Here is a 21,621-nt window from a genome sequence, read left to right on the forward strand (position 1 = left end):
GGCTTCGCCGTACCCCCGGCCGGCCGTCCTGCTCTCAGCCGGCCGCCGTACCCTCAGTCGGCCGTCGTGCCCCGGGCACCCGGTGGCCCTCAGACATCCGGTAACCCTCAGACATCCGGCGTACCCGAACCGGGCGGCAGGGCCGCAGGAGGCCGGACGCTCCGCCCCGCGTGCCGCCCGACGCGCTGCCAGGAGCCGGGGTTCGGGGGCGGGGCGTGCGTGCTCTGACTGCTCTGGCTGCCCTGACCGTTCGCCGCGAAGCCGCTCAGCGGGGCCCGGCCGGCGGCCAGGCCGGTCCCGAACCCCCGGAAACCGAGACCCTCCTCGCCGGTCCGGTCCCCCGGGAGCGCCCTGAACGACCGCCGGAACTCGGAGTACAGCGCGTCGTAGATGGGCGTGGGGGACGCGCCGCCCGACGGGTCCCGGGCGGGACGCATGGCCGGGATCGGGCTCTGCCGCTGGCGAGAAGGGTCGTATGAGTGCACATAGGTGCCAACGACCTCACCGCCCGTCGGATGCGGGCCCGCCGGAGAAATCGTCGTGCGACGGCCGTACGGAGAAGGCGCGGGCACGGTCAGGTCCCGGCCAGCGGCATCGACGCGGCGACCAGGAGGCCGTTGACCGCGGCCTTGTCCAGGGCGTCGCGGAGCAGATCCTCACGCGGCTGCTGGCCGATCGAGCCGGCCGGGGCGCAGAAGACGAGCACGGTCTGCGACTTGTTCGCCGCGGTACGCCAGCCCTCCGTCACCTGGAGCGGCTGATGGGCCTGCCACCAGGCGACCTGGCCGCCGCCGGTGCCGGGCTGCAGCACCGCGTGCAGCCGGCCCACCGCGAGCAGTACCGACCAGCCGGGCAGGGTCGTCGGCAGCCTGTTCAGGTCGTGCGCCGGCTGGAAGCCCTGCTCCAGCAGCAGCTGGAGGAACTGGTCGCCCCCGCGGCCGTCCGTGCCCGGCCGCGCGATGGGTCCCGTCGGCTCGACGACCAGGGCGGGCCGCAGGTCGTCCTCGATCAGGACGAGTCCGCTGGTGATCCCGAGGACGGCCTGCTCGGGCACCCGGCCCTCGACGCCCGCGGCGCTCCCGGCGTCGCCGGAGGGCTGCGGCGCGGTGCCGGTGATGGACTGCATGGCGCCCTTGAGCTGGTCCTCCGCGACCCTGACGACCTGTGAGGGGATGCAGGTGGCGTGGGCGAAGGCGAGCACGGCGGTCTCCTCGCCCACGAAGAGCACCGTGCTGGTGCGCTCCTGGTCGCTGTCGCCGGGGGTGCGGCAGGAGGTGCAGTCGTAATGGCCCGGGGCGCTGTCGCCGACGAGCAGCCGGTCGGCTTCGGCGTCGCCGATCTCGGCACGTACGTCCTCGCTGACGTCGAGCATGCGCGGCACAGGTGGCTCCTCGAACTCGGTGCGTGAGACGGGCTGTTCCCGGCTCACCAGGACAACGTGCGACCGGGCGCCGGGGTCACGCGCGAATGACGGGAGGGAACAGGGAAGTCGACAGGGAGACACATCGACAGGTGGGTGGAGGGAGGAGGGAACCCGCCCTGTCCAGGGCCGTTCGACCGGACCATCCGTCAACTAGTCGGATCCGTACAGTCGTTCGTTCGAATTGTCACGAGTCTGTGCGACTGCTGTACGAATGCTGTGTCATTTCCCGGTGCCGCGTAGGGTCCGGTACAGACCAGTTCGACCAGGGGAAACGACGGCTTCATGCACCTTTCTTTTCTGCTTCACAACGCGTACGGCATCGGGGGAACGATCCGTACCACTTTCACGCTCGCCCGCACCTTGGCGGAACACCACGACGTGGAGATCGTCTCGGTCTTCCGGCACCGGGACGCCCCGGCGCTGGGGGCGCCCGAGGGTGTACGGATGAGCCATCTCGTCGACCTGCGGAAGAAGAGCCCCGGATACGACGGCGAGGACGCCGGGCACGCCAGGCCCGCCGTGGTCTTCCCCCGCGGCGACACCCGCCACCGGCAGTACAGCAGGCTCACCGACAGCCGGATCGCCGCCCACCTCGGCGCGCTGGAGGCCGACGTCGTCATCGGTACACGGCCGGGCCTCAACGTCCACATCAGCAGGCAGGCGCGCCGGGGCCCGGTGCGCGTCGGCCAGGAGCACCTCACCCTGGAGAGCCACGGCTACCGGCTCCGCAGGGAGATACAGCACCGGTACGGCCTGCTCGACGCGGTCACGACCGTCACCGAAGCCGACGCCCGCGACTACCGGGAACGGCTGCGGCTGCCCGGGGTGAGGATCGAGGCGATCCCGAACAGCGTGCCCGCCCCGGAGGCCCCGCCCGCCACGGCCGACGCCCGGTGGATCGTCGCCGCGGGCCGGCTGCACCGGGTCAAGCGGTACGACGTCCTGGTGCGGGCCTTCGCCCGGGTCGCCGAGGCCCGCCCCGGGTGGGGGCTCCGGATCTACGGCGCCGGGGACGCCACGGGCGACGAGCAGCAGGCCCTGCGCGCACTCGTGGACGAGCTCGGCCTGGGGGAGCGGGTGCACCTGATGGGGTCGGTGCACCCCATGGAGGCGGAGTGGCCCAAGGGCTCGATCGCCGCCGTCACCTCGGAGCGCGAGTCGTTCGGCATGACCATCGTGGAGGCGATGCGCTGCGGGGTGCCGGTGGTCGCCACCGACTGCCCGCACGGACCCGCGGAGATCATCGAGGACGGTACGGACGGGCGGCTCGTGCCGCTCGGGGACACCCGGGCCTTCGCCGACGCCCTGCTCGCACTCGTGGACGACGACGACCTGAGGCGGCGGATGGGGCGCGCCGCGCTGACCGCCTCGGCCCGCTTCGACCCGGCCCCCATCGCCGAACGCCATGAGCGCCTCTTCGCGGAGCTGGCCGCTCAGGGCCCGGCGGTCCGGTCGCGGAACGTCCTGCGGACCGTGCTGCACCGCTCCAGGGGCTCGGTGCTCGACGGGGCGTACGCCCTGCGCTACAAGGCGGCCGGGGTCGTCCGGGGCGCGCGGGGGCGCTGAGCGGTACGGGCCGGGACGCGGGAGGCGCTGGGCGGTACGGGCCGGGGTGTGAGGGCGCTGGGGGGTGCGGGGGCGCTGGGCGGTACGGGCCGGGGTGTGAGGGCGCTGGGGGGTGCGGGGGCGCTGGGCGGTACGGGCCGGGGCGCCCCGGCCGGGAGGCGTTCCGGACTCCGGGATTCCGGACAGCGGGCGGAACACACGGCACGGAACGCGGCGCCGGCGCGGGGCCGGCCGAGGGGCGGCGGACTTCCGGCCGGGCGCCGGCCGGGAAAGACAAGAACCGTGCAAGGCGGTGTGAATTCCGGGTGTCCGGATCATTTCGTCTTTTCCCCGACGCCTTTCCGGATACCCCGCCGCAGGCGGCGACCGGAATTCCTCCCGTGTGCCCGGGTGCTTATGCGTAAGGGTGGAACACATTCATTCCGTGAACGGGAGAACTGCCCGTACGGGTGACACGGCGTCGCGTAAACACGCGTGGGGATCCTGTGACACAAGCGTGACCACGCGGGGACACGCGACTGCCTCACGGTCCGGGCGGACGTCTTCCGTCACGGTGCGTCTGTGCCTACGGTGAGAGGTATGGCATCTCTACCGACCCCTCCCGCCCAGCCGGACGACAGCCCCGGGGCCTATGTCGGCCTCGACGCGGAGGCCGCCGAGCAGCGGGCCAGAGCCCGGGGGTGGAGCACGGTCCGGGCGCTCCCGCCCGGTGCGGTCATCACCATGGAGTTCCGTGGCGGCCGGATCAACTTCGAGGTCTCCGGCGAAACCGTGACCCGCTGCTGGGTCGGCTGACCCGGCCCGGCACGCGAAGGCCCCGGCCGCTGGTGCGGCCGGGGCCTTCGCGTGCCGGGTATCCGGCGTGTCCGGGCCTGCGGGGCGTCTGCCGCCGGGGTTCAGGGTGAGACGGTCCCCCCGGCCACCGGCCGGGTCTGGGTGCCGCCGTTGCGCGGGGTGCGGTCCGCGTGCGGCGGGCGGCGGGAGCCGGCCGGGGCGAGCGGCGTCCGCTCCGAACGGACCGGGTGCGCGGAATGGGCCCGGGCCCTGGCCGTGGGGCCGGGGTGGCCGGGGACCTGCGGCGGCCCGTCGGCCCCGCCCGGCCGCGCCGGATCCTGCGGCCCGCCGTGGGCAGCCGTGCCGCTTCCTGGGGCGCCGGGCCCCGTACCGTCTTCGGTGCGCGTGCCGTCCTGCCCCTCGGCGGCCTCAGGGTCCCGTACCACCGCGGCCGGCGCCGCAACGCTGTCCGGGCCGTCCGGGACCGGGGCGCCGCTGTCCGTTACAGCACCGTCCGGGGCCGGCGCGTCGGCCGCCCCGGGGGAGTCGGGGGAGCTGGCACCCCCGCGGCGCTCGGCGAGACGGGCGCGCCAGGAGTTCCGTACCGAGAGGATCCAGATCTCGGCGCGGGTGATCAGCGGCTCGAACCAAGGCAGCCCCAGCATGATCAGCAGACCGGCCGCCCAGCCCAGCAGGACGTCGCTGAGCCAGTGCGTACCGATGTACACGGTCGTGAGCCCCACGCCCAGCGAGACGAACGCCGAGAGGGCCGACAGATAGCGCCTGGCGCGCGGGGTGGTGGCCAGATAGGCGAGGATTCCCCAGGTCACCACGGCGTTGGCGGTGTGACCCGAGGGAAATATATCGCCGCCGGCGAAGAGCTCCGCCGAACCGATCTGGGTGGCGTAGTGCGGCCCGAGCCGGCCCAGGCCGATCTTGACCGCGCCCACCGAGACGTTGAGCAGCAGCAGCGAGGTCCCCAGGGTGAGCAGGGGGCGCAGGGTGTGCTGCCGCCAGGAGCGCCAGCCGAGCCAGGCGGCGACCATCACGGCCGTGGGGCCGCGCTGGCCGAGCACGACGTAGTAGTCGAGGAAGGCGTGGAGCTCGGGCCACTGCTGGTACGGCCGGAAGAGCATGACCTTCCAGTCGAGGGCCACCAGCCAGGACGAGGCCAGCACGGCGACGACGATGGCGAGATAGAACACCAGAGTCCCGCCGAAGAGAGCGGTGCGGTGACGGCTCATCCGCGGGATCTCTATCTTCGGCGGTTCCGGCTCCCGGTCCAGACGGGCAAAGATGTCGGTACGCACGCAATGGACGTTACAGCGAGTGAGTGTGTGATCCGGTCCATCCCGCGTCTTCGTGATGACGATGTGATGTGGACTTTGTCTCAAGGGGCTTCCATTCCGTGCCCGCCGGAGAATCCCGCCGCAGCCCCGGGCTATTCGTTCCGGCGTCGAATTCGCAGGAATGTTTGATGGTCGATGAATGGTCCGCGGGGTCGGGGCGAACGCACCGGACGGCATTCGGCGCCTCTCCTCCGGCTCCCCGGGCGGCCGTCCGGGGGCCGCCCGGGGAGCCCGTCCCCGGCGTGCCCGAAGGCGCGGCTCGCGGGCGCCCGGACCGGCCGGGAGGAGCCCCGGCACCCGGCCGCCCTGTGGCGTAGGACACACTTCGGCGCGGGCGAAGGTATGAGGTGTACCACGTGTGACCACGCGGAACTCGCGTACGCTGACGCATCACCCGCCCCTCGATGCCGGGCCTGGGACACCGTGAGTCCGGTCCCCGGGAGGCCCGCCGGGCGCGGGGACACAGTGTGGGAGGTACGTACATGACGGGCACGTCCACGGCCGCGACACGGCTGCGGGGAGCGGCCGGCCATGCCGACCGGTGGGTCGTCCTGGTCGTCCTCTGCCTCAGTCTGCTGCTGGTGGCGCTCGACGCGACCGTGCTGCACGTCGCCGTGCCGGCCGTCACCGAGGACCTGCGGCCGAGCGCCGAGGGCCTGCTGTGGATCGTGGACGCCTACCCCCTGGTCTGCGCCGCGCTGCTCATCCTCTTCGGCACTCTGGGTGACCGGATCGGAAGACGGCGCGTCCTGCTCTCCGGTTACGCGCTCTTCGGCATCGCCTCCGTGCTGGCCGCGACGGCCGACACGGCCGCCGTGCTGATCGGGGCCCGCGCCCTGCTCGGCGTCGGCGGCGCGATGATCATGCCGGCCACCCTCTCGATACTCCGCCAGGTCTTCCCCGACCGCCGTGAACGCGCTCTGGCCATCGGGGTGTGGACGGCGGTCGCCGCCGTCGGCGCCGCCACCGGACCGGTCATCGGGGGCTTCCTCGTCCAGCACTACTGGTGGGGCTCGGTCTTCCTGATCAACGTCCCGCTGATGGCCGTGATCCTGCCCGTCGCCCGTCTGCTGCTGCCCGAGTCGCGCGGGGGCGGCGACGGCCCCTGGGACGTGTCCGGCGCGCTGATGGCCGCCGCCGGGATCCTCGGTGTCGTGCTCGGCATCAAACGGCTGGGGGGCGAAGGGGCGGGGATGGACCCCTTCGCCCTGCTCCCCCTGCTGGCCGGGGCCGCGGTCCTCGTGCTCTTCGTGCGCAGACAGAAGCGCCGCGCCTACCCGCTGGTCGACATCACGATGTTCTCCCGGCCGGCCTTCACCACGGCCGTGGGCTGCATCGTCCTGGCCATGCTGGCGCTGGTCGGCCTGGAGCTGATCGCCGTCCAGTACCTCCAGCTGGTCCTGGACCTGACCCCGCTGGAGACCGGTCTGCGGCTGCTTCCGCTGACCTTCGCGGCGATGGCGGCCGGTGCCACCGGCTCCTACACGCTGCGCCGCGTCGGGCCGCGCCGCATGGTCGGCTGGGGCTTCGTCCTCACCGCCGGCTCCGTGCTCCTGCTGACCCTCATGGGACAGCACGACCGGCCCGTCCTGCTCACCGCGGGATTCGTGCTGCTGGGCTTCGGGCTCCAGTCCACGCTCTTCGGAGCCTACGAATCGATGCTCAGCGAGGCCCCGGCCGAGCGGGCCGGAGGCGCGGCCGCGATCGGTGAGACCTCCTACCAGCTGGGCGCGGGCATGGGGATCGCCCTGCTCGGCAGTGTCATGAACGCGGCCTACGCACCCGGGCTGGCGGGGCTCCACGAACAGGGCGTGCCCGCTGCCGCCGGGGCGGCGGCGTCGCGTTCGCTCGGCGAGGCGTACCAGGTGGCCGGAGAGCTCGGCGGCCCCGCGGGAGAGGCGCTGCGGTCCACGGCCCGCCACGCCTTCGTCGGCGGGCTCCATGTGACCTTGCTGGTCAGCGCCGGTCTGCTGCTGCTCGGCGCGCTCGCCGCCGTGCGGCTGCCCCGCCTCATGGAATGCGCCCAGCGCGAGCACGACGCCGGACCGCCCCCCGCCGCACCCGTCCCGGTGCCCGCGCAGCACCGGCCGGCGCCCGTACAGAACCTGGCGGCGCCCGTGGTGCAGGAACAGGGGGTGCCCGCCCAGGGCCCGGCGGGCCGCCACCGGCCGCGTCCGGGCCTCCGGGAGCCCGCCGAGGCAGGCGGTCCTGGACGGGCGGGACAGTGAGCCGTAACGTCGGGGCGAAACCGTAACTACCACTGCTAGTTTCTGGTACCCGCGCGAGCCACCGGAGGCATCCCCCTTGTCCGCGAACCAGCCGAAACTCCCGCCGTTCGACCCGGCCGACCCGCTCGGCATCGACGACCTCCTCGGCCCGGAGGACCTCGCGATCCGCGACACCGTGCGCACCTGGGCCGCTGACCGGGTCCTGCCGCACATCGCCGAGTGGTACGAGAAGGGGGAACTGCCCGGCATCCGGGAGCTGGCCCGCGAACTCGGTGCCCTCGGTGCCCTCGGCATGTCCCTCCAGGGCTACGGCTGCGCGGGTGCCACCGCCGTCCAGTACGGCCTGGCCTGCCTGGAACTGGAGGCCGCCGACTCCGGGATCCGCTCCCTGGTCTCCGTCCAGGGCTCCCTCGCCATGTACGCCATCCACCGCTTCGGCTCCGAGGAGCAGAAGCGGCGCTGGCTGCCCGGCATGGCGGCCGGCGAGACCATCGGCTGCTTCGGGCTCACCGAGCCCGACCACGGCTCGGACCCGGCCGGGATGCGCACGTACGCCAGGCGCGACGGCGAGGACTGGGTCCTCACCGGCCGCAAGATGTGGATCACCAACGGCTCGGTCGCCGGGGTCGCCGTGGTCTGGGCGCAGACCGACGGGGCGGGCGGGGGCCAGGGCATCCGAGGCTTCCTCGTCCCCGCCGGCACGCCCGGTTTCTCCGCGCCGGAGATCAGGCACAAGTGGTCGCTGCGCGCCTCGGTCACCAGCGAACTGGTCCTGGACGGCGTACGGCTGCCCGCCGACGCGATGCTGCCCGGGGCGGCCGGACTGCGGGGGCCGCTCAGCTGCCTGAGCCACGCGCGTTACGGCATCGTCTGGGGCGCCATGGGCGCGGCGCGCGCCAGCTTCGAGGCGGCCGTGGACTACGCGCGCACCCGCGAGCAGTTCGGCAGGCCGATCGGGGGGTTCCAGCTGACCCAGGCCAAACTGGCGGACATGGCCGTGGAACTGCACAAGGGCGTCCTGCTCGCCCACCACCTGGGCCGGCGGCTGGACGCGGGCAGGCTCCGTCCCGAACAGGTCAGTTTCGGAAAGCTCAACAACGTGCGGGAGGCCATCGAGATCTGCCGCACCTCGCGCACGATCCTGGGCGCCAACGGCATCTCGCTGGAGTACCCGGTGATGCGGCACGCCACGAACCTGGAATCGGTGCTCACCTACGAGGGCACCGTGGAGATGCACCAGCTCGTGCTGGGCAAGGCGCTCACCGGCCTGGACGCCTTCCGCTGATGCCGTGGCCGGCACCGCGCCCGGGGCGTACCGGCCGGGCGGGGGCCCGGGGGGGTCCGAGGGCGGGCGCCCCGCTCAGCTCTGGTTGAAGAAGCCGTCGGCCGGGCGGCCGGCGGCTTCCCCCGTGATCACCCGCGTGTGCGCGGGGGTCAGCAGGAAGACCCGGGTCGCCACCCGTTCGATCGAACCGCGCAGCCCGAAGGTCAGCCCCGCCGCGAAGTCCACCACCCGCTTCGCGTCGGCGGGGTCCATGCCCGTGAGGTTGACGATGACCGGTACCCCCTCCCGGAAGAGCTCACCGATGCCGCGTGCGTCCCGGAAGCTGTCCGGTGTCACGGTGGCGATCCGCCGGCCGGCGTCCACGGCCTTCTCCGAGGCCACCTGTACACGGGGGTCGGTCACCCACGCCTGGTGCGTACCGGTGTCGGCGTCCTCGGTGTACTCGTCGTCGTAGTACCGCTCGTCGTTGTCCTCCACGAGGCCCAGCCAGGCACTCGCCTTGCGCACCGATCCCATGGACGCCTCCTCTCACCGCGGTTCTGTGGTGTTCCGCATGTCTTTCCTATCCCTATGGTCGTCCATGATGCGGACCAAGCACCAAGGGGATGGTCGGCGCGTACGGGATTCGTGACGCTACTGGTGCAGATCATGTGGTGAATCGTCAGGTTTCGTCGCATGTAGGCAGCTTGTGGAAAGAAAATATGATGCATCTGCCCGTACGGGTGACATGGGGGGCGTACGGGTGAACGGGTGGACGGATACGATGCACGGCGCGCGCCCGAGCGATGGTGCGCCGCACCAGGATGAACGGCGTACGGGGGGATGTCGTGTTCGGAATCGTGAGGCCGTGCAGCCACCGGCTGTCCGACAGGCTCAAGACGGAATGGATGGCCCATCTCTGCGGGCTCTGCCTCGCACTCCGGGCCGATCACGGGCAATTCGCCCGAATAGTAACGAACTATGACGGCCTGATCGTCTCGGTCCTGACGGAGGCTCAGACCGAGCGCGCCCCGGAGATGCGGCGCACCGCCGGGCCCTGCCCCCTGCGCTCCATGCGGACCGCCCCGGTGGCCAAGGGGGAGGGGGCCCGGCTCGCCGCCGCCGTCTCCCTGGTACTCGCCTCGGCCAAGGTGCGCGACCACGTGGCCGACCGGGACGGGCTGTTGAAGCGCCGGCCGGTGGCCGCCGCAGCGCGCAGGGTCGCCGCAGGGTGGGACAGGGCCGGAGCGCGCACCGGGGCCGAGCTGGGCTTCGACACCGCGGTCCTGGTCGACGCCGTCGACCGGCAGACGGGCATCGAGTCGCTCGCCGGGCCCGGCACCAGCCTGCTGACGGTCACCGAACCCACCGAGACGGCGACCGCGGCCGCCTTCGCGCACACCGCCGTACTCGCCGGCCGGCCGGAGAACGCCGCGCCGCTCGCCGAGGCCGGACGGCTCTTCGGCCGGCTCGCCCACCTGCTGGACGCCGTGGAGGACAAGGAAGCCGACGCGGCGTCGGGAGCCTGGAACCCGCTCACCGCGACCGGTACTCCGGCCGGCGAGGCGCGCAGGCTCTGCGACGACGCACTGCACGGCATCCGGCTCGCCCTGGCGGACACGGAGTTCACCGACGGCAAGCTGGCCCATGTGCTGCTCGTGCACGAGCTGCGCCGCTCGGTGGACCGGGCCTTCGGCTCCACGCTGTGCTCGCACGGCCCCGGCGGGGAACCGGCCGGCAGTTTCGGGCCCCCGCCCGGCAACCCCTACGCCCCCGGCGGCCCCCACGCCCCGGGAGGTCCCGCCGGGCCGCCGCTCCCGCCCGAACCGCCCCGCGGACGCGGCCTGCTGGCCGGCTGCATGGTCTGGGCGGGGCTCGCCTGCACCTGCCAGCTGTGCTGTGCCGGAACGTTCCACGACCCCTGGAGCGGTCAGGAACGCGAGGGGCTCTGCCACAAGTGCGACTGCGGTGACTGCTGCGAGGGCTGCGAGTGCTGCAGCTGCGGAGGAGAGGACGGCGGCTGCTGCGACTGCGGGTGCGACTGCTAAGGGTCGCCCCGGGAGCCGGCAGGCCGGGCGGCCTCGACGGCTTCACCGTCCCAGCTCCTCCGGGAACGCGGTGCCTTCCGTTCCGAACGCGCCGGCACCACCCACAGGTCGCGCCCCGGGCCGGGCCGGCCGGTGTGGAAGGGTGGAGCGTCATGAGCACGGACGACGACGTACAGCAGGGCGCCCCCCGGGAACCCGGTGACACCCGGAACGACGGAGGGCCTCAGGGCGTACGGGAGACCCGGCGCCCCCAGGGCGCACAAGATTCGCAAGAGCCCCAGGAACTCCGGGAACCGCAAGAGCCCCAGGACCTCCGGGAGGCCCGGGCGTGGCAGCGCTGGCACGAGGAGCGCGTCGTCGTGGTGGCGGCACCGCACGGCCCGCTCTCCCTCACCGGCACGCACTGGCTCTCGGACCACCCCGACGGCCTCCTCCCGGGCGTACCGGGGCAGTGGCGCGAGGAAGGCGAGGAGGTGGTGCTCACCGCCGCGCCCGAGGACGGACTGACCCTCGACGCCGAGCCCTTGACGGGCCGGGCGCGCCTGGCCCCGGACCGCGGTCCGGCCGGCGCCTCACGGGTGGCCCGGGGCGAACGCAGACTGGTCGTCCTGCGGCGCGAAGGACTTTGGGCGGTGAGGGACTTCGACCCCGGATCGGCCGCCCGGCACGCCTTCCGCACCATCGACGCCACCCCCTACGACCCGCGCTGGTCCCTGGACGGTGTCTTCCGCCCGTACGCCGAAGACCGAAACGTCCGGGTCGGGAACGCCGACGGCCGGGAGCGGGAACTCGGACTCGGCGGGGAGGTCGCCTTCACCCTGGACGGCACCGAGCACACCCTCCGGGTGGCGGTGGAGCCGGACGGCTCGCTCTGGGCGGTCTTCGCCGACGCCACCAGCGGCACCAGCAGTTACCGGTTCCGTTTCCTCCGGCCCCCCGCGCCCGACGCACAGGGCAGGGTGAAGATCGACTTCAACCGGGCACTGCTGCCGCCGTGCGCCTTCGCCGACCACTTCATCTGCCCCTTCCCGCCGCCCGGCAACACCCTGACGGCCCCGGTGCCGGCGGGGGAGCGCAACCGCGTCGACGCCTGACGCGCCGCCGCCGTCCGGGACGGAGACGGGACCGCCCCGCCCGCGCCCCGCGGACACCGCGGTCCGGTCCCGCCGAAGCACGCGGGCGTACGGGGCCGGCGCGCACCGGCCCGCTGTCACCCCCGCACTCCCGTGAGCCCCCGCCGATTTCCGGCGGGGGCTCCCGCTCGGCCCGCGGCTCTTGAGAGGATGGCAGGACGGTCGGTCGCAGAGGTTACGACGGGGGCGCACATCGTGCCTGTCCGGAGAAGCTCCTTCCGGGCCCCCGCAGACACCCAGGGGGTCCCAGATCCGTGAAACGCATCGGAGTCACCGGTCACCGTTCCATCCCCCGGGCGGCGCGCGCCCATGTGCTGGAGGGGATGCGGGCCGCGCTGCGCGGACACGACGAGGGTTCGCTGGAGGCGCTCTCCAGCCTCGCCGTCGGCGCGGACCAGATCTTCGCCGATCTCGCCCTGGCCCATGGTGCGGAACTGACCGCGGTGATCCCCAGCGGGGACTACGAGGACGGCTTCGACGACGCGGCGGACCTCGCCCGCTACCGGATGCTCAAGGCCCGCGCGGTCCGCGAGGTCCGTCTCGGCTACCCGCACTCCACCGACGAGGCCTACTACGCCGCCGGCACCTACATCGCCGACCACTGCGACCGGCTCCTCGCGGTCTGGGACGGTCTTCCGGCCCGGGGCCTGGGCGGCACCGGTGACATCGTGACGTACGCCCGCACCCTGGGCCGTCCGGTCACGGTGATCTGGCGCGAGGGAGTCACCCGCGACTGAACGCGAAGGGGCGCCCCCGCCGGACACGGCGGGAACGCCCCGGGACCGGCCGGCGGCCCGTCATGTCCGGTGGCGGGCCAGCCAGTCCGTGTGCTCCGGGCTGACGATCCGCTCCGTCTCGAACACCGCGGCGGCCCACTGCCGCTCGGTCAGCGTCGTCTCCATCGCCGCCTGCATGTTCTCCAGATCGTCCTCCACCAGTGAGTGCGCGGACACCAGCGGGTGATGGCGGCGCGTCTCGTTCCAGGCCAGACAGGCCGCCGCCGCCGCGGACAGCGTCCCCGTCAGTGCGAAGGAGCCGGCACCGCCGAACGCCTGGACCGCGGCGAGCACCAGTGCCGGCAACGTCAGCGCGGCGATGGTGCTGGACCAGACGAGCGCCCCCTTGCGCGAGACCTGCTGCCGTCTGCGGTACCAGCGCCGCTGCTCGATCAGCCGGTCCCGGATGTACGTCTCCTTGCGTACGGTGAACGCCTTCTCCCGTAACTCCCGCATGGACGCGGTGATGACCCCGCCCCCCTCGTCGTCCATCTCCTCCCGGGGGTCCCGCCACCCCACCTTCCGCAACTCCTGGAGCCCCTCCTCCAGCCGGTTGGCGAACAGGGCCTCCGGATGCAGGGTGTTGGTGTCGAAGGGGGCGCCGTGCACGGCGTAGCGCCAGCAGTTGGACTTGATGAACTCCGCTGCTGAGCGGTTGAGTTGCCAATGCGACTTTGCTTTGCGCCGGGACGCGAGGTACGTCGTGATCAGGACACCCAGATAGGCCAGCACCGCGATACAGTCCAGGAGTTGGACGGAGCCACCGACCTCGACCCGCCACGGGAGCGCGGCGGGCACGGTACCCAGCACGAGGAGGAACAACTGGCCGCGCGTGGTGTTGACCGCCTCCCGCTGGCGCGCGACGGCCACGGCGTCCGTGTGGTGGAAGAGCGCGGGAAGGTCAGCGCTCCTGAAGACCATGCTCTGCAGGGGACCGGGAATCGCCGTCATGGTCGCTCCTGTATTCGAAGTAGTGGTGCTCGATCCTGGGGATGAAAGGGTTACCGCCCATTTGGAGTAGTCCTGTAAATCGCTCGGGTTACACGAGTGCGAGCTGAGTTGCACACCAGGGTCATGAGAGTAAAGTCGTGCCGCCGGACACTGCAATGGTGCAGGTGCCGGTGCTGTTTCCGTGTCCGGAACGAGCCCCTCAAGGACGGCCGTGAAGACCTACGAATCATCTCCGAACTTCGCTCCCGCGAAGAGTCACCTGCCCCTCGCGAAGATCGAGGCCTCCGGTAGCACGGCTGCCACGAAGATGGGGCGCGTGCTCGCCACCGCAGGTGGCCGGCCGAAGCAGATCTCGACCTTCAACTCCGCGCTGTAACGAGGTCTGGACGGCGCTGTCGGATTTCCCTCTGCCCGCTGGCTAGAATGAGGGAATGACAGGGCCCGCGGTGCCATTCCGCGAAATCGTTCTGAAGGTTCATAGCAGATGTGATCTTGCTTGCGATCATTGCTATGTCTACGAACATGCAGATCAGAGCTGGAGAACCCGGCCCAGAACGATTCCTGATCATGTGATTTCCCGGACGGCGCAGCGTCTCGCTGAGCACGCCAAGGCACACGCACTGCCCTCCGTGTCAGTGATCCTGCACGGAGGGGAGCCTCTGCTGGCGGGCCCGGACCGGCTGCGGCGGGTCTGCGAGGAACTCGGCTCGTCCCTGGCGGGGATCGCCGAACTGGATCTGCGGATCCACACCAACGGCCTCCAGCTCAGCCCGCGTTATCTCGACCTCTTCGACGAGTTCGGCGTCAAGGTGGGTATCTCCCTCGACGGCGACCGCGCGGCCAACGACCGGCATCGCCGGTTCGCCGACGGACGCAGTAGCCATCCGCTCGTCCTCAGGGCCGTGGAGCTGCTCAGGCAGGAGCGCTACCGGCATCTCAATCTCGGCCTTCTGTGCACCGTCGACATCGAGAACGACCCGTACGCGGTTCTCGACGCGCTCGTCGAGCTGGAACCGCCCCTCATCGACTTCCTGCTGCCGCACGCCACCTGGGACGATCCGCCGCCGCGCCCCGACGGCTCGCCCACCGCGTACGCCGCCTGGCTGCTGAAGGTCTTCGACCGCTGGCAGGAGCTCGGCGGCCCGGTACCGGTGCGTCTCTTCTCCTCGGTGCTCTCCACGCTGAGCGGTGGTCCGAGCCTCACCGAATCCCTCGGGCTGTCCCCCACGGACCTGGTGGTGGTCGAGACCGACGGCCGGCTCGAGCAGGTCGACTCGCTCAAGAGCGCCTACGAGGGGGCGGCGGACACCGGGTTCGACGTGTTCTCGCACTCCTTCGACGAGGTGGCGGGCCATCCCGGAGTGCGCGCGCGCCAACTGGGCCTGGCCGGCGTCAGCGAGACGTGCCGCAGATGCCCCGTCGTACGTTCGTGCGGTGGAGGGCTTTATACGCACCGGTACCGCTCGGAGAACGGCTTCGACAACCCCTCGGTCTACTGCGCGGACCTGGAAGCCCTGGTGCGCGGGATCGCGCAACGGACCGAAGCGGCCGCCGTCCCGCCCGTGCTGACCGACCGGCGTGAACTCGCGGAGGCGCAGTACGACCTGACCCGCACGCTCCTCGCCGGCCTGCACCACGCGCTGGACGGCCGTGGTGGCGCCCGGTGGGAGGAGGCGTGGGAGCTCGCCGGAGCTCTCGAGGGGACGGACCGGGGAGCGGGGGCCCTGGAGAGGGTGCTGACCCACCCCTACACCCGCACCTGGCTCCTGGACGCCCTGGAAGGGCTGCACGCCGGACGGCCGGAAGCCGTGGGGCAGGCGCTGCGTCTGCCGCTCTACGTGGCCGCCGCCGCCGTGCGGGCGGGCCACGGTCCGGCGGTGCCGGTGGACCACCGGGACGGCAGGCTCTTCCTGCCCACGCTGGGTGAGCTGCGGGTCGGTGAGCCGGGAAGGCCGGGCCGGGTCCTGGTGCGTGCCACCGACGACGGGTTCCTGGCCCGGACGGGGAGGGGGGAGGAACGGAGGGTCCGCCTGGCCGGAGAGGGCGACCCGGACTGGCGGCCGGTGCGGTACCTCACGCCTGACCGGGCGCCGCACTTCGCGATCGACGACCTCGACCCCTACCGGGACTGCTTCGGCGTTCCCGCGACGCCCCGGCTGGGCCGGGCCGACGCCGAGGCGTGGTGTGACGCCGTCGACGCGGCGTGGGAGGTGATGGAGCGGGCGGCGCCCGGCCGACTGGCGGATGCGGCGGCAGGCTTCAGCACGCTCACCCCGCTCGCCGCGGGACCGGCGGTGTCCCGGCGGCCGCACGGCTACGGAGCGATCGGCCTCGTGATGACAGATGACACGCACGGGCTGGCGGTCGAACTGCTGCGCGGGCTTCGGCGGGCACGCCTGCGCGCGCTCCTGGACGTCACGGACCTCTACGCACTGGACGGAGGCTGGACGTATCCGTCACCGTACGGTCGGAATTCAGAAATCCCTTTTTCCGAGCTGCTGGCTGAAACCTATGAGCGGGTCGGACTCGTCCCCCTCGACGAAGGGTTTCTCGACGGGGTCCCTCAGGCACTCGACATGCTGTACGCGGCGGCTGAGCCGACCGTCGGCGGCACGCGGTTGCTGCACGCGCTCGGGGAGGAGGCGGAGGCGCACAAGGGGACAAGCCGGAGAAACATCCACGTGAATGTCCGAGATCAAGAACGTGTTCATTGAATCTTGGGTATGGATGACTGAAAAGCGGCGTTGATTGACCGAACGCCATGGGGGTGGAGCAAGGTCCGCTCCGGAATGATGAATTCGCTCGCACCCTCTCCACAGTCCTGGGATGCGGGTGCCTCACAGGACGGGGGTCGTGTGCACGCAACGACGCAACAGCGAGCGGACCATCGGCCGTACTTCTTTCTGAGTTACGCGCACACACCGGGGTACGGCGGTGGATCGGACCCGGACATGTGGGTCGAACGGCTCTTCCATGACCTCTGCGGCCATGTGATGGCCATGACCAACCTGCCCGCCGGTGCGGCGGCAGGTTTCATGGACCGGGAAATACGTTCGGGTGAGGGCTGGTCGGAACGCCTGGGCGGGGTGCTGGCCACCTGCAGGGTCTTCGTACCGCTGTTCTCGCCGCGCTATTTCGCCAGTGAGATGTGCGGCAAGGAGTGGTACGCCTTCGAACAGCGGGCCATCCATCACCGGGCACGCTCGAACCAGCCCGCAGAGGCGATCGTCCCCGCTCTGTGGGTTCCGGTCCCACCGACCCAACTCCCTGGCCCGGCAGAGCGGTTGCAGTTCAATCACCGCGACTTCGGCGACCGGTACGTCAGCGACGGCCTCTACGGCTTGATCAAGCTCAGGCTGTTTGCCCAGGAATACGAGCGGGCAGTCTACGAGCTGGCCAAACGCATCGTCAGCGTGGCCGACACCGTGCAGATCGAATCGGGCAGGCCCCTTGACTACCGCCTCGTACCCAGTGCCTTCGGCCCGCCGGGCAGCGGTGCCGGCGCTCCGCGCCCCATGCGGATCACCGTCGCCGCGCCCTCCCGCCACGACCTGCCGGAGGGCCGTAGCTCCGACTACTACGGCGACAACCCGCAGGAGTGGAATCCGTACCACCCGGTCGCGGCCAGGCCCCTCGCCTACATCGCGGAAGAGCTGGTGCGCTCCCTCAACTACCAGGCGGTCGTGGCCTCCTTCGACGAGGAATCCGGTTCTTCGGGGGGGAAGCAGTCACCCACCACACCCGAGATACTCCTCGTCGACCGCTGGGCCCTCCAGGACGAGGACCGCCGCAGGCGGCTCGCCGCCTTCGACAAGGAGAACCGGCCCTGGGTGACCATGGTCGTCCCCTGGTGCCGTGAGGACCGTCAGAGCCGGGCGGCCGAGGCCGAGCTGATCGAGAAGCTGGAGCAGACGATGCCGGTCAAGATGCGGCAGGGACGGGCCTTCTGCCGCGCCGCGGCCAAGGGCGTCCCCACCATCGAAGCGTTCGGACAGGTCCTTCCCCAGGTGGTGGAAGTGGCCGCCCAGCAGTATCTGAGGCATGCCACGGTCTATCCGCCAGCGGGAGGACGGCACAGCGAACGTACGCGCCTGATGGGGCCCATGGGCCAGACACAGTTCATACCCGACAGGCACGATCCTGCGACGGATGCGGAGGACGTATGACAGCCGGCCGTGACGGACGCATCGTCACTTTCTACTCGTACAAGGGCGGCACCGGGCGCACCATGGCTCTGGCCAACACCGCCTGGATTCTGGCTGCCAACGGTAAACGGGTGCTGGCCGTCGACTGGGACCTCGAAGCCCCCGGGCTCCACCGGTTCTTCCATCCTTTCCTGGACCCCTCGACCCTCGGCGCCACCACCGGTGTGATCGACCTGATCACCGAATACGCCTGGGCCGCGACCAACCCCGCGCAGCGCACCGAGGACTGGCACCGCGACTACGCCCGCATCCAGCCCCACGCGGTGTCGCTCAACCCGGAGGCCCTGGGCTGGGAGTTCCCGAAAGGGGGCACCCTCGACTTCGTCTCGGCCGGGCGGCAGAACCGCGACTACTCCGCGACCGTCTCCACCTTCGACTGGGACAACTTCTACGACCGGCTCGGCGGTGGCCACTTCTTCGACGCCTTACGCGACGACATGAAGGAGAACTACGACTACGTCCTCATCGACAGCCGCACCGGCCTCAGCGACATCGCCGACATCTGCACCGTCCACCTCCCGGACGTCCTGGTCGACTGCTTCACCCTCAGCGACCAGTCCATCGACGGTGCCGCCTCCGTCGCCCGGCAGATCGCCGAACGCTACACCGGCAGGCCCATCACCATCTTCCCCGTCCCGATGCGCATCGACGAGGGTGAGAAGGAGAAGGCGGACGCCGGCCGGGCTCTGGCCCGGCTGAAGTTCGACCGGCTGCCACGCAACCTCTCGGGCGACGAACTCACCGCCTACTGGGGAGCGGTGGAGATCCCCTACCGGCCCTACTACGCCTACGAGGAGACCCTCGCGACCTTCGGCGACGAGACCGGGCTGAGCAACTCGCTGCTCTCCGCGTTCGAGCGACTCACCGCCGTGGTCACCGAACAGCAGATCACCGCGATGCCGCAGGTGAGCGAGGAGGTGCGGCTCCGCATCCGTGACGCCTTCACCCGGCGCAGGCCGGCCCTGCCCGCGGATCTCTTCCTCAGCTATGTGGCGGAGAACCGCATGTGGGCGGACTGGGTCGAGTCGGTCCTGACCCGGGCGGGGTTCCGGGTGGTTCCCCGGGACGTCTCCGCGGACCCCGGGACGTCGGACACGCACGCCGCCCCGGAGAACGCGGCCAGGACCGTGGTCCTCCTCTCCAGCGCCTACCTCAAGTCGCAGCGTGCCGTGGAGCAGTGGGAGCGCGTGGTGTCCGAGGACCCGGGGGGCGGGCGCCGTCTGCTGCTGCCGCTGCGCGTGGGCGACGTGCGCCTCTCGGCGCCGTACATCGACCGCAACCCGGTCGATCTGTTCCGTCTGGACGAGGTCCACGCCACCGGCGCGCTGATGCGTGCGCTGGACCGGCCGGTCCAGCTCGGTGACGGGGTGTCGCCCGGCCCCCGGTTCCCGGGCACCGTGCCCCGCATCTGGAACGCGCCGCCCAGGAACCCCGGGTTCACCGGCCGTTCGCTGGTCCTGGAGCGGATGCGTGACCAGCTCGGGGGCGGGATGGCCGTCGTGCTGCCGCAGCCGCAGGCCCTGTACGGGCTCGGCGGTGTCGGGAAGACCCAGGTGGCCCTGGAGTACGTACACCGCTTCATGGCCGACTACGACCTCGTGTGGTGGATATCGTCCGAGCAGATGGACGACGTGGTGGCCAGCCTCGCCGAGCTGGCGGTGAGACTCGGAGCCCAGGGCGGCGACGACATGTCCGCGGCCTCGCAGGAGGCGGTGGACCTGCTGCGCCGCGGGGTTCCTTCCGACCGCTGGCTGCTGGTCTTCGACAACGCGGACGACCCCGAGCGGCTCAGCCGCTACTTCCCGCAGGGCGGTTCCGGCCACATCCTGGTCACGTCCAGGAACCAGGCGTGGTCCCAGCACGGCGACGCGCTGCCCGTCGACGTCTTCCTGCGCGAGGAGTCGATCGAGCACCTGAAGCGCCGGGCGCCGGGTCTGAGCGAGGAGGAGGCCGCGCAGGTGGCCACCGCCGTCGGTGACCTGCCGCTCGCCGTCGAACAGGCGGCCGCCTGGATCGCGGAGACCGCGCCCCCCATCGACACCTACCTGGAGCAGCTGGCCCGCCAGGCCCCCCAGGTCCTGGCCCTGAACCAGCCGGCCGGTTATCCGGAGCCCGTCGCGGCGACATGGAACATCTCCATCACGCGGCTCAAGGAGCGGTCACCGGCCGCGGTGCGGCTGCTCCAGCTGTGCGCGTTCTTCGCTCCCGAGCCGATCTCGGCGAATCTCCTGTACAGCAAGGAGATGATCGAGGCGCTGAAACCGTACGACCCCTCCCTCCAGGAGAAGCTCGTCCTGGGCCGGGTCATCCGGGAGATCGGCCGTTTCGCCCTCGCCAAGGTCGACCAGGTGTCGAACTCCATCCAGGTACACCGTCTGGTGCAGGCGGTGATCAGGGCCCAGCTCAGCGAGGAGGAGCAGCGGGAGGCCCGGCACGTGGTCCACCGGATCCTGGCGGGCGCCAGGCCGGATGACGACGAGCCGATCGACAACCCCGAGACCTGGCCGCGTTTCGCGACGATCTGGCCGCACCTCGGCCCGTCGGACGCGCGTAACTGCCGGGAGCCGGAGACACGCCGGCTGCTGATCGACCGTGTGCGCTACCTCTGGAAGCGCGGGGACGTGAGGACGGCGGGAACGCTGGGCGACGAACTGCGGGAGACCTGGCTGGAGATGCTGGGGGAGCGGGACCTGCAGTACCTGTACCTCTGCTTCCACCTGTCCAACATCCTCCGCACCCGCGGGCGTTACGTGGAGGCCAAGGAGCTCGACGAGTTCACACTCAGCCGGCAGCGGGAGGTCCTGGGGCCGGAGCACCCGCACACCTTCATGACCACCAGCAGTCTGGCGATCGACCTGGGGCTGCTCGGGGACTACGAGAGCGCGATCGAGCTGGCGACCCAGGCGCACGACGGCTTCAGCCAGATCTTCCACGAACGGCACCCGCGGACGCTCGCCGCCGCCAACAACCTGGCGCTGAACCTGCGGAGCGTCGGCCAGTACGCGCGGGCGAGGGAGATCGACCAAGACGTCTACGACCTCCGGTCGGAGGTCCTGGGGCCGGAACACCCGTACAGCCTCTCCTCGGCCTACAGCCTGGCCCGCGACCTGCGTGAAGTCGGGCGCTACGAGGACTCGGTCGTTCTGCTCAGCCGTACGTACGACAGCTACAAGGCCACCCTCGGCCGGACCTATCCCACCACGCTGAGCGCCGCCAAGAGCCTGGCGGTGTCGCTGCGCAGAGCCGGGCAGCTGGAGGACGCCCGGCGGCTGACGGCGGCGACCAGGGCCCGGTACCGGGCCAAGTACACCGTGGCCAACCCCGACTCGCTGGCCTGTGACCTCAACGTGGCGGCGGACCTGTTCGCCGCCGGGGAGGCGGAGGAGGCCAGGGACACCGCGCAGGAGGTCGTCGACCAGTACATGAAGGTGCCGGGGGAGAGGCACCCGTACACCCTGGCGGCGCAGAACAACCTCGGGGTCTACCTCTCGGGCACCGGCGCCGCCGAGGACGCGGAGAAACTGCTGAAGAGGGTGGTCGCCTCGATGCGGGAGGTCTTCGGCAGGGAGCACCCCAACACCCTGTTCTGCGTGATGAACCTGGCGAACGCCACGGCCGACCTCGGCAGACTGCCGATCGTGCTGGAGACGGAGTACACGGTGTCCGGCCAGCTCAAGGAGGTGCTGGGGGCGCATCACCCGGAGACCCTGGCCATGACGTCCAACCTTGCCGTCACGCTGGACGCGCTGGGCCGTAAGGACGAGGCGCTGCGGGTGCGGGCGGAGACGGGTGACGAGCTGGCCCGGCAGCTCGGTGACGAGCATCCGCTGACCCGGATAGCCCGGAGCGAGGCCAGGTTCCGGCGCGAGCTGGAGCCGATGACGGTGTGACCCGCCGGCACCTG

Annotated in this window: 16 protein-coding genes; 11 read left to right on the forward strand and 5 right to left on the reverse strand. The window is 71.4% G+C overall.

Translation table 11 applies throughout. The annotated features are described in order from the left end of the window. Positions 1–107: 107 nt before the first annotated feature. Positions 108–437 (reverse strand): hypothetical protein, encoded by a 330-nt coding sequence (locus tag CP967_RS27475; RefSeq protein WP_150490540.1) that lies wholly within the window; start codon positions 435–437, stop codon positions 108–110. Positions 438–574: 137 nt separating this feature from the next. After that, positions 575–1,381 carry a hypothetical protein gene (locus tag CP967_RS27480; protein WP_150492083.1) on the reverse strand — a complete coding sequence of 269 codons (807 nt, stop codon included), beginning with the start codon at positions 1,379–1,381 and terminating at the stop codon, positions 575–577. A gap of 324 nt (positions 1,382–1,705) precedes the next feature. Here CP967_RS27480 and CP967_RS27485 point away from each other — a divergent pair, with 324 nt between their 5' ends. Together CP967_RS27485 and CP967_RS27490 are read left to right on the forward strand one after the other, a co-directional pair. Further along, a complete protein-coding gene (locus CP967_RS27485) occupies positions 1,706–2,989 on the forward strand; it encodes a glycosyltransferase (protein WP_150490541.1) in 1,284 nt (427 codons plus the stop codon). A 579-nt stretch (positions 2,990–3,568) separates the two neighbouring features. Next, complete coding sequence (locus CP967_RS27490; RefSeq protein WP_150490542.1) at positions 3,569–3,784, forward strand: I78 family peptidase inhibitor; 216 nt, start codon at positions 3,569–3,571, stop codon at positions 3,782–3,784. A gap of 101 nt (positions 3,785–3,885) precedes the next feature. Here CP967_RS27490 and CP967_RS27495 read toward each other — a convergent pair whose 3' ends face one another. Continuing rightward, the gene (locus CP967_RS27495) at positions 3,886–5,073 is read right to left on the reverse strand and encodes a phosphatase PAP2 family protein (RefSeq protein WP_150490543.1); all 1,188 of its coding nucleotides are present in this window, start codon (positions 5,071–5,073) and stop codon (positions 3,886–3,888) included. Positions 5,074–5,594: 521 nt separating this feature from the next. Between CP967_RS27495 and CP967_RS27500 the strand changes: the two genes are divergently transcribed. Together CP967_RS27500 and CP967_RS27505 are read left to right on the forward strand one after the other, a co-directional pair. Next, positions 5,595–7,340 (forward strand): MFS transporter, encoded by a 1,746-nt coding sequence (locus CP967_RS27500; RefSeq protein WP_150490544.1) that lies wholly within the window; start codon positions 5,595–5,597, stop codon positions 7,338–7,340. A gap of 76 nt (positions 7,341–7,416) precedes the next feature. Next, entirely contained in the window at positions 7,417–8,625 is a 1,209-nt protein-coding gene (locus CP967_RS27505; protein WP_150490545.1) for an acyl-CoA dehydrogenase family protein, read from the forward strand. Between the two features lie 75 nt (positions 8,626–8,700). Here CP967_RS27505 and CP967_RS27510 read toward each other — a convergent pair whose 3' ends face one another. After that, a complete protein-coding gene (locus tag CP967_RS27510) occupies positions 8,701–9,141 on the reverse strand; it encodes a cell division protein SepF (RefSeq protein WP_150490546.1) in 441 nt (146 codons plus the stop codon). Between the two features lie 311 nt (positions 9,142–9,452). Between CP967_RS27510 and CP967_RS27515 the strand changes: the two genes are divergently transcribed. The 3 genes from CP967_RS27515 (at position 9,453) to CP967_RS27525 (ending at position 12,522) form a co-directional block, all read left to right on the forward strand. Further along, positions 9,453–10,652: a DUF5685 family protein gene (locus tag CP967_RS27515; RefSeq protein WP_208838880.1), complete on the forward strand. Its 1,200-nt coding sequence runs from the start codon at positions 9,453–9,455 to the stop codon at positions 10,650–10,652. Between the two features lie 152 nt (positions 10,653–10,804). Continuing rightward, positions 10,805–11,746, forward strand: coding sequence for a DUF1684 domain-containing protein (locus CP967_RS27520; protein WP_150490547.1), 942 nt, complete (start codon positions 10,805–10,807; stop codon positions 11,744–11,746). Between the two features lie 293 nt (positions 11,747–12,039). Continuing rightward, positions 12,040–12,522 (forward strand): hypothetical protein, encoded by a 483-nt coding sequence (locus CP967_RS27525; protein WP_150490548.1) that lies wholly within the window; start codon positions 12,040–12,042, stop codon positions 12,520–12,522. Positions 12,523–12,582: 60 nt separating this feature from the next. On the opposite strand, the gene CP967_RS27530 is transcribed toward CP967_RS27525, so the two are convergent. Next, positions 12,583–13,512 carry a DUF4231 domain-containing protein gene (locus tag CP967_RS27530; RefSeq protein WP_150490549.1) on the reverse strand — a complete coding sequence of 310 codons (930 nt, stop codon included), beginning with the start codon at positions 13,510–13,512 and terminating at the stop codon, positions 12,583–12,585. Positions 13,513–13,723: 211 nt separating this feature from the next. Here CP967_RS27530 and fxsA point away from each other — a divergent pair, with 211 nt between their 5' ends. The 4 genes from fxsA to fxsT all read left to right on the forward strand — a co-directional run bounded on the left by fxsA (position 13,724) and on the right by fxsT (position 21,607). Continuing rightward, positions 13,724–13,888 (forward strand): FxSxx-COOH cyclophane-containing RiPP peptide, encoded by a 165-nt coding sequence (gene fxsA, locus CP967_RS27535; RefSeq protein ID WP_150490550.1) that lies wholly within the window; start codon positions 13,724–13,726, stop codon positions 13,886–13,888. 55 nt (positions 13,889–13,943) lie between these two features. Further along, positions 13,944–16,226: a radical SAM/SPASM protein FxsBH, inactivated beta-hydroxylase extension form gene (fxsBH, locus tag CP967_RS27540; protein WP_150490551.1), complete on the forward strand. Its 2,283-nt coding sequence runs from the start codon at positions 13,944–13,946 to the stop codon at positions 16,224–16,226. 78 nt (positions 16,227–16,304) lie between these two features. After that, complete coding sequence (fsxC, locus tag CP967_RS27545) at positions 16,305–17,678, forward strand: FxsC protein (protein ID WP_167535523.1); 1,374 nt, start codon at positions 16,305–16,307, stop codon at positions 17,676–17,678. Continuing rightward, positions 17,675–21,607: an FxSxx-COOH system tetratricopeptide repeat protein gene (gene fxsT / locus CP967_RS27550; protein ID WP_150490553.1), complete on the forward strand. Its 3,933-nt coding sequence runs from the start codon at positions 17,675–17,677 to the stop codon at positions 21,605–21,607. The genes fsxC and fxsT overlap by 4 nt, the downstream gene beginning before the upstream one ends. The last annotated feature ends 14 nt before the right edge of the window (positions 21,608–21,621 follow it).

The organism is Streptomyces nitrosporeus (assembly GCF_008704555.1).
GTDB classification, from domain to species: Bacteria; Actinomycetota; Actinomycetes; order Streptomycetales; family Streptomycetaceae; genus Streptomyces; species Streptomyces nitrosporeus.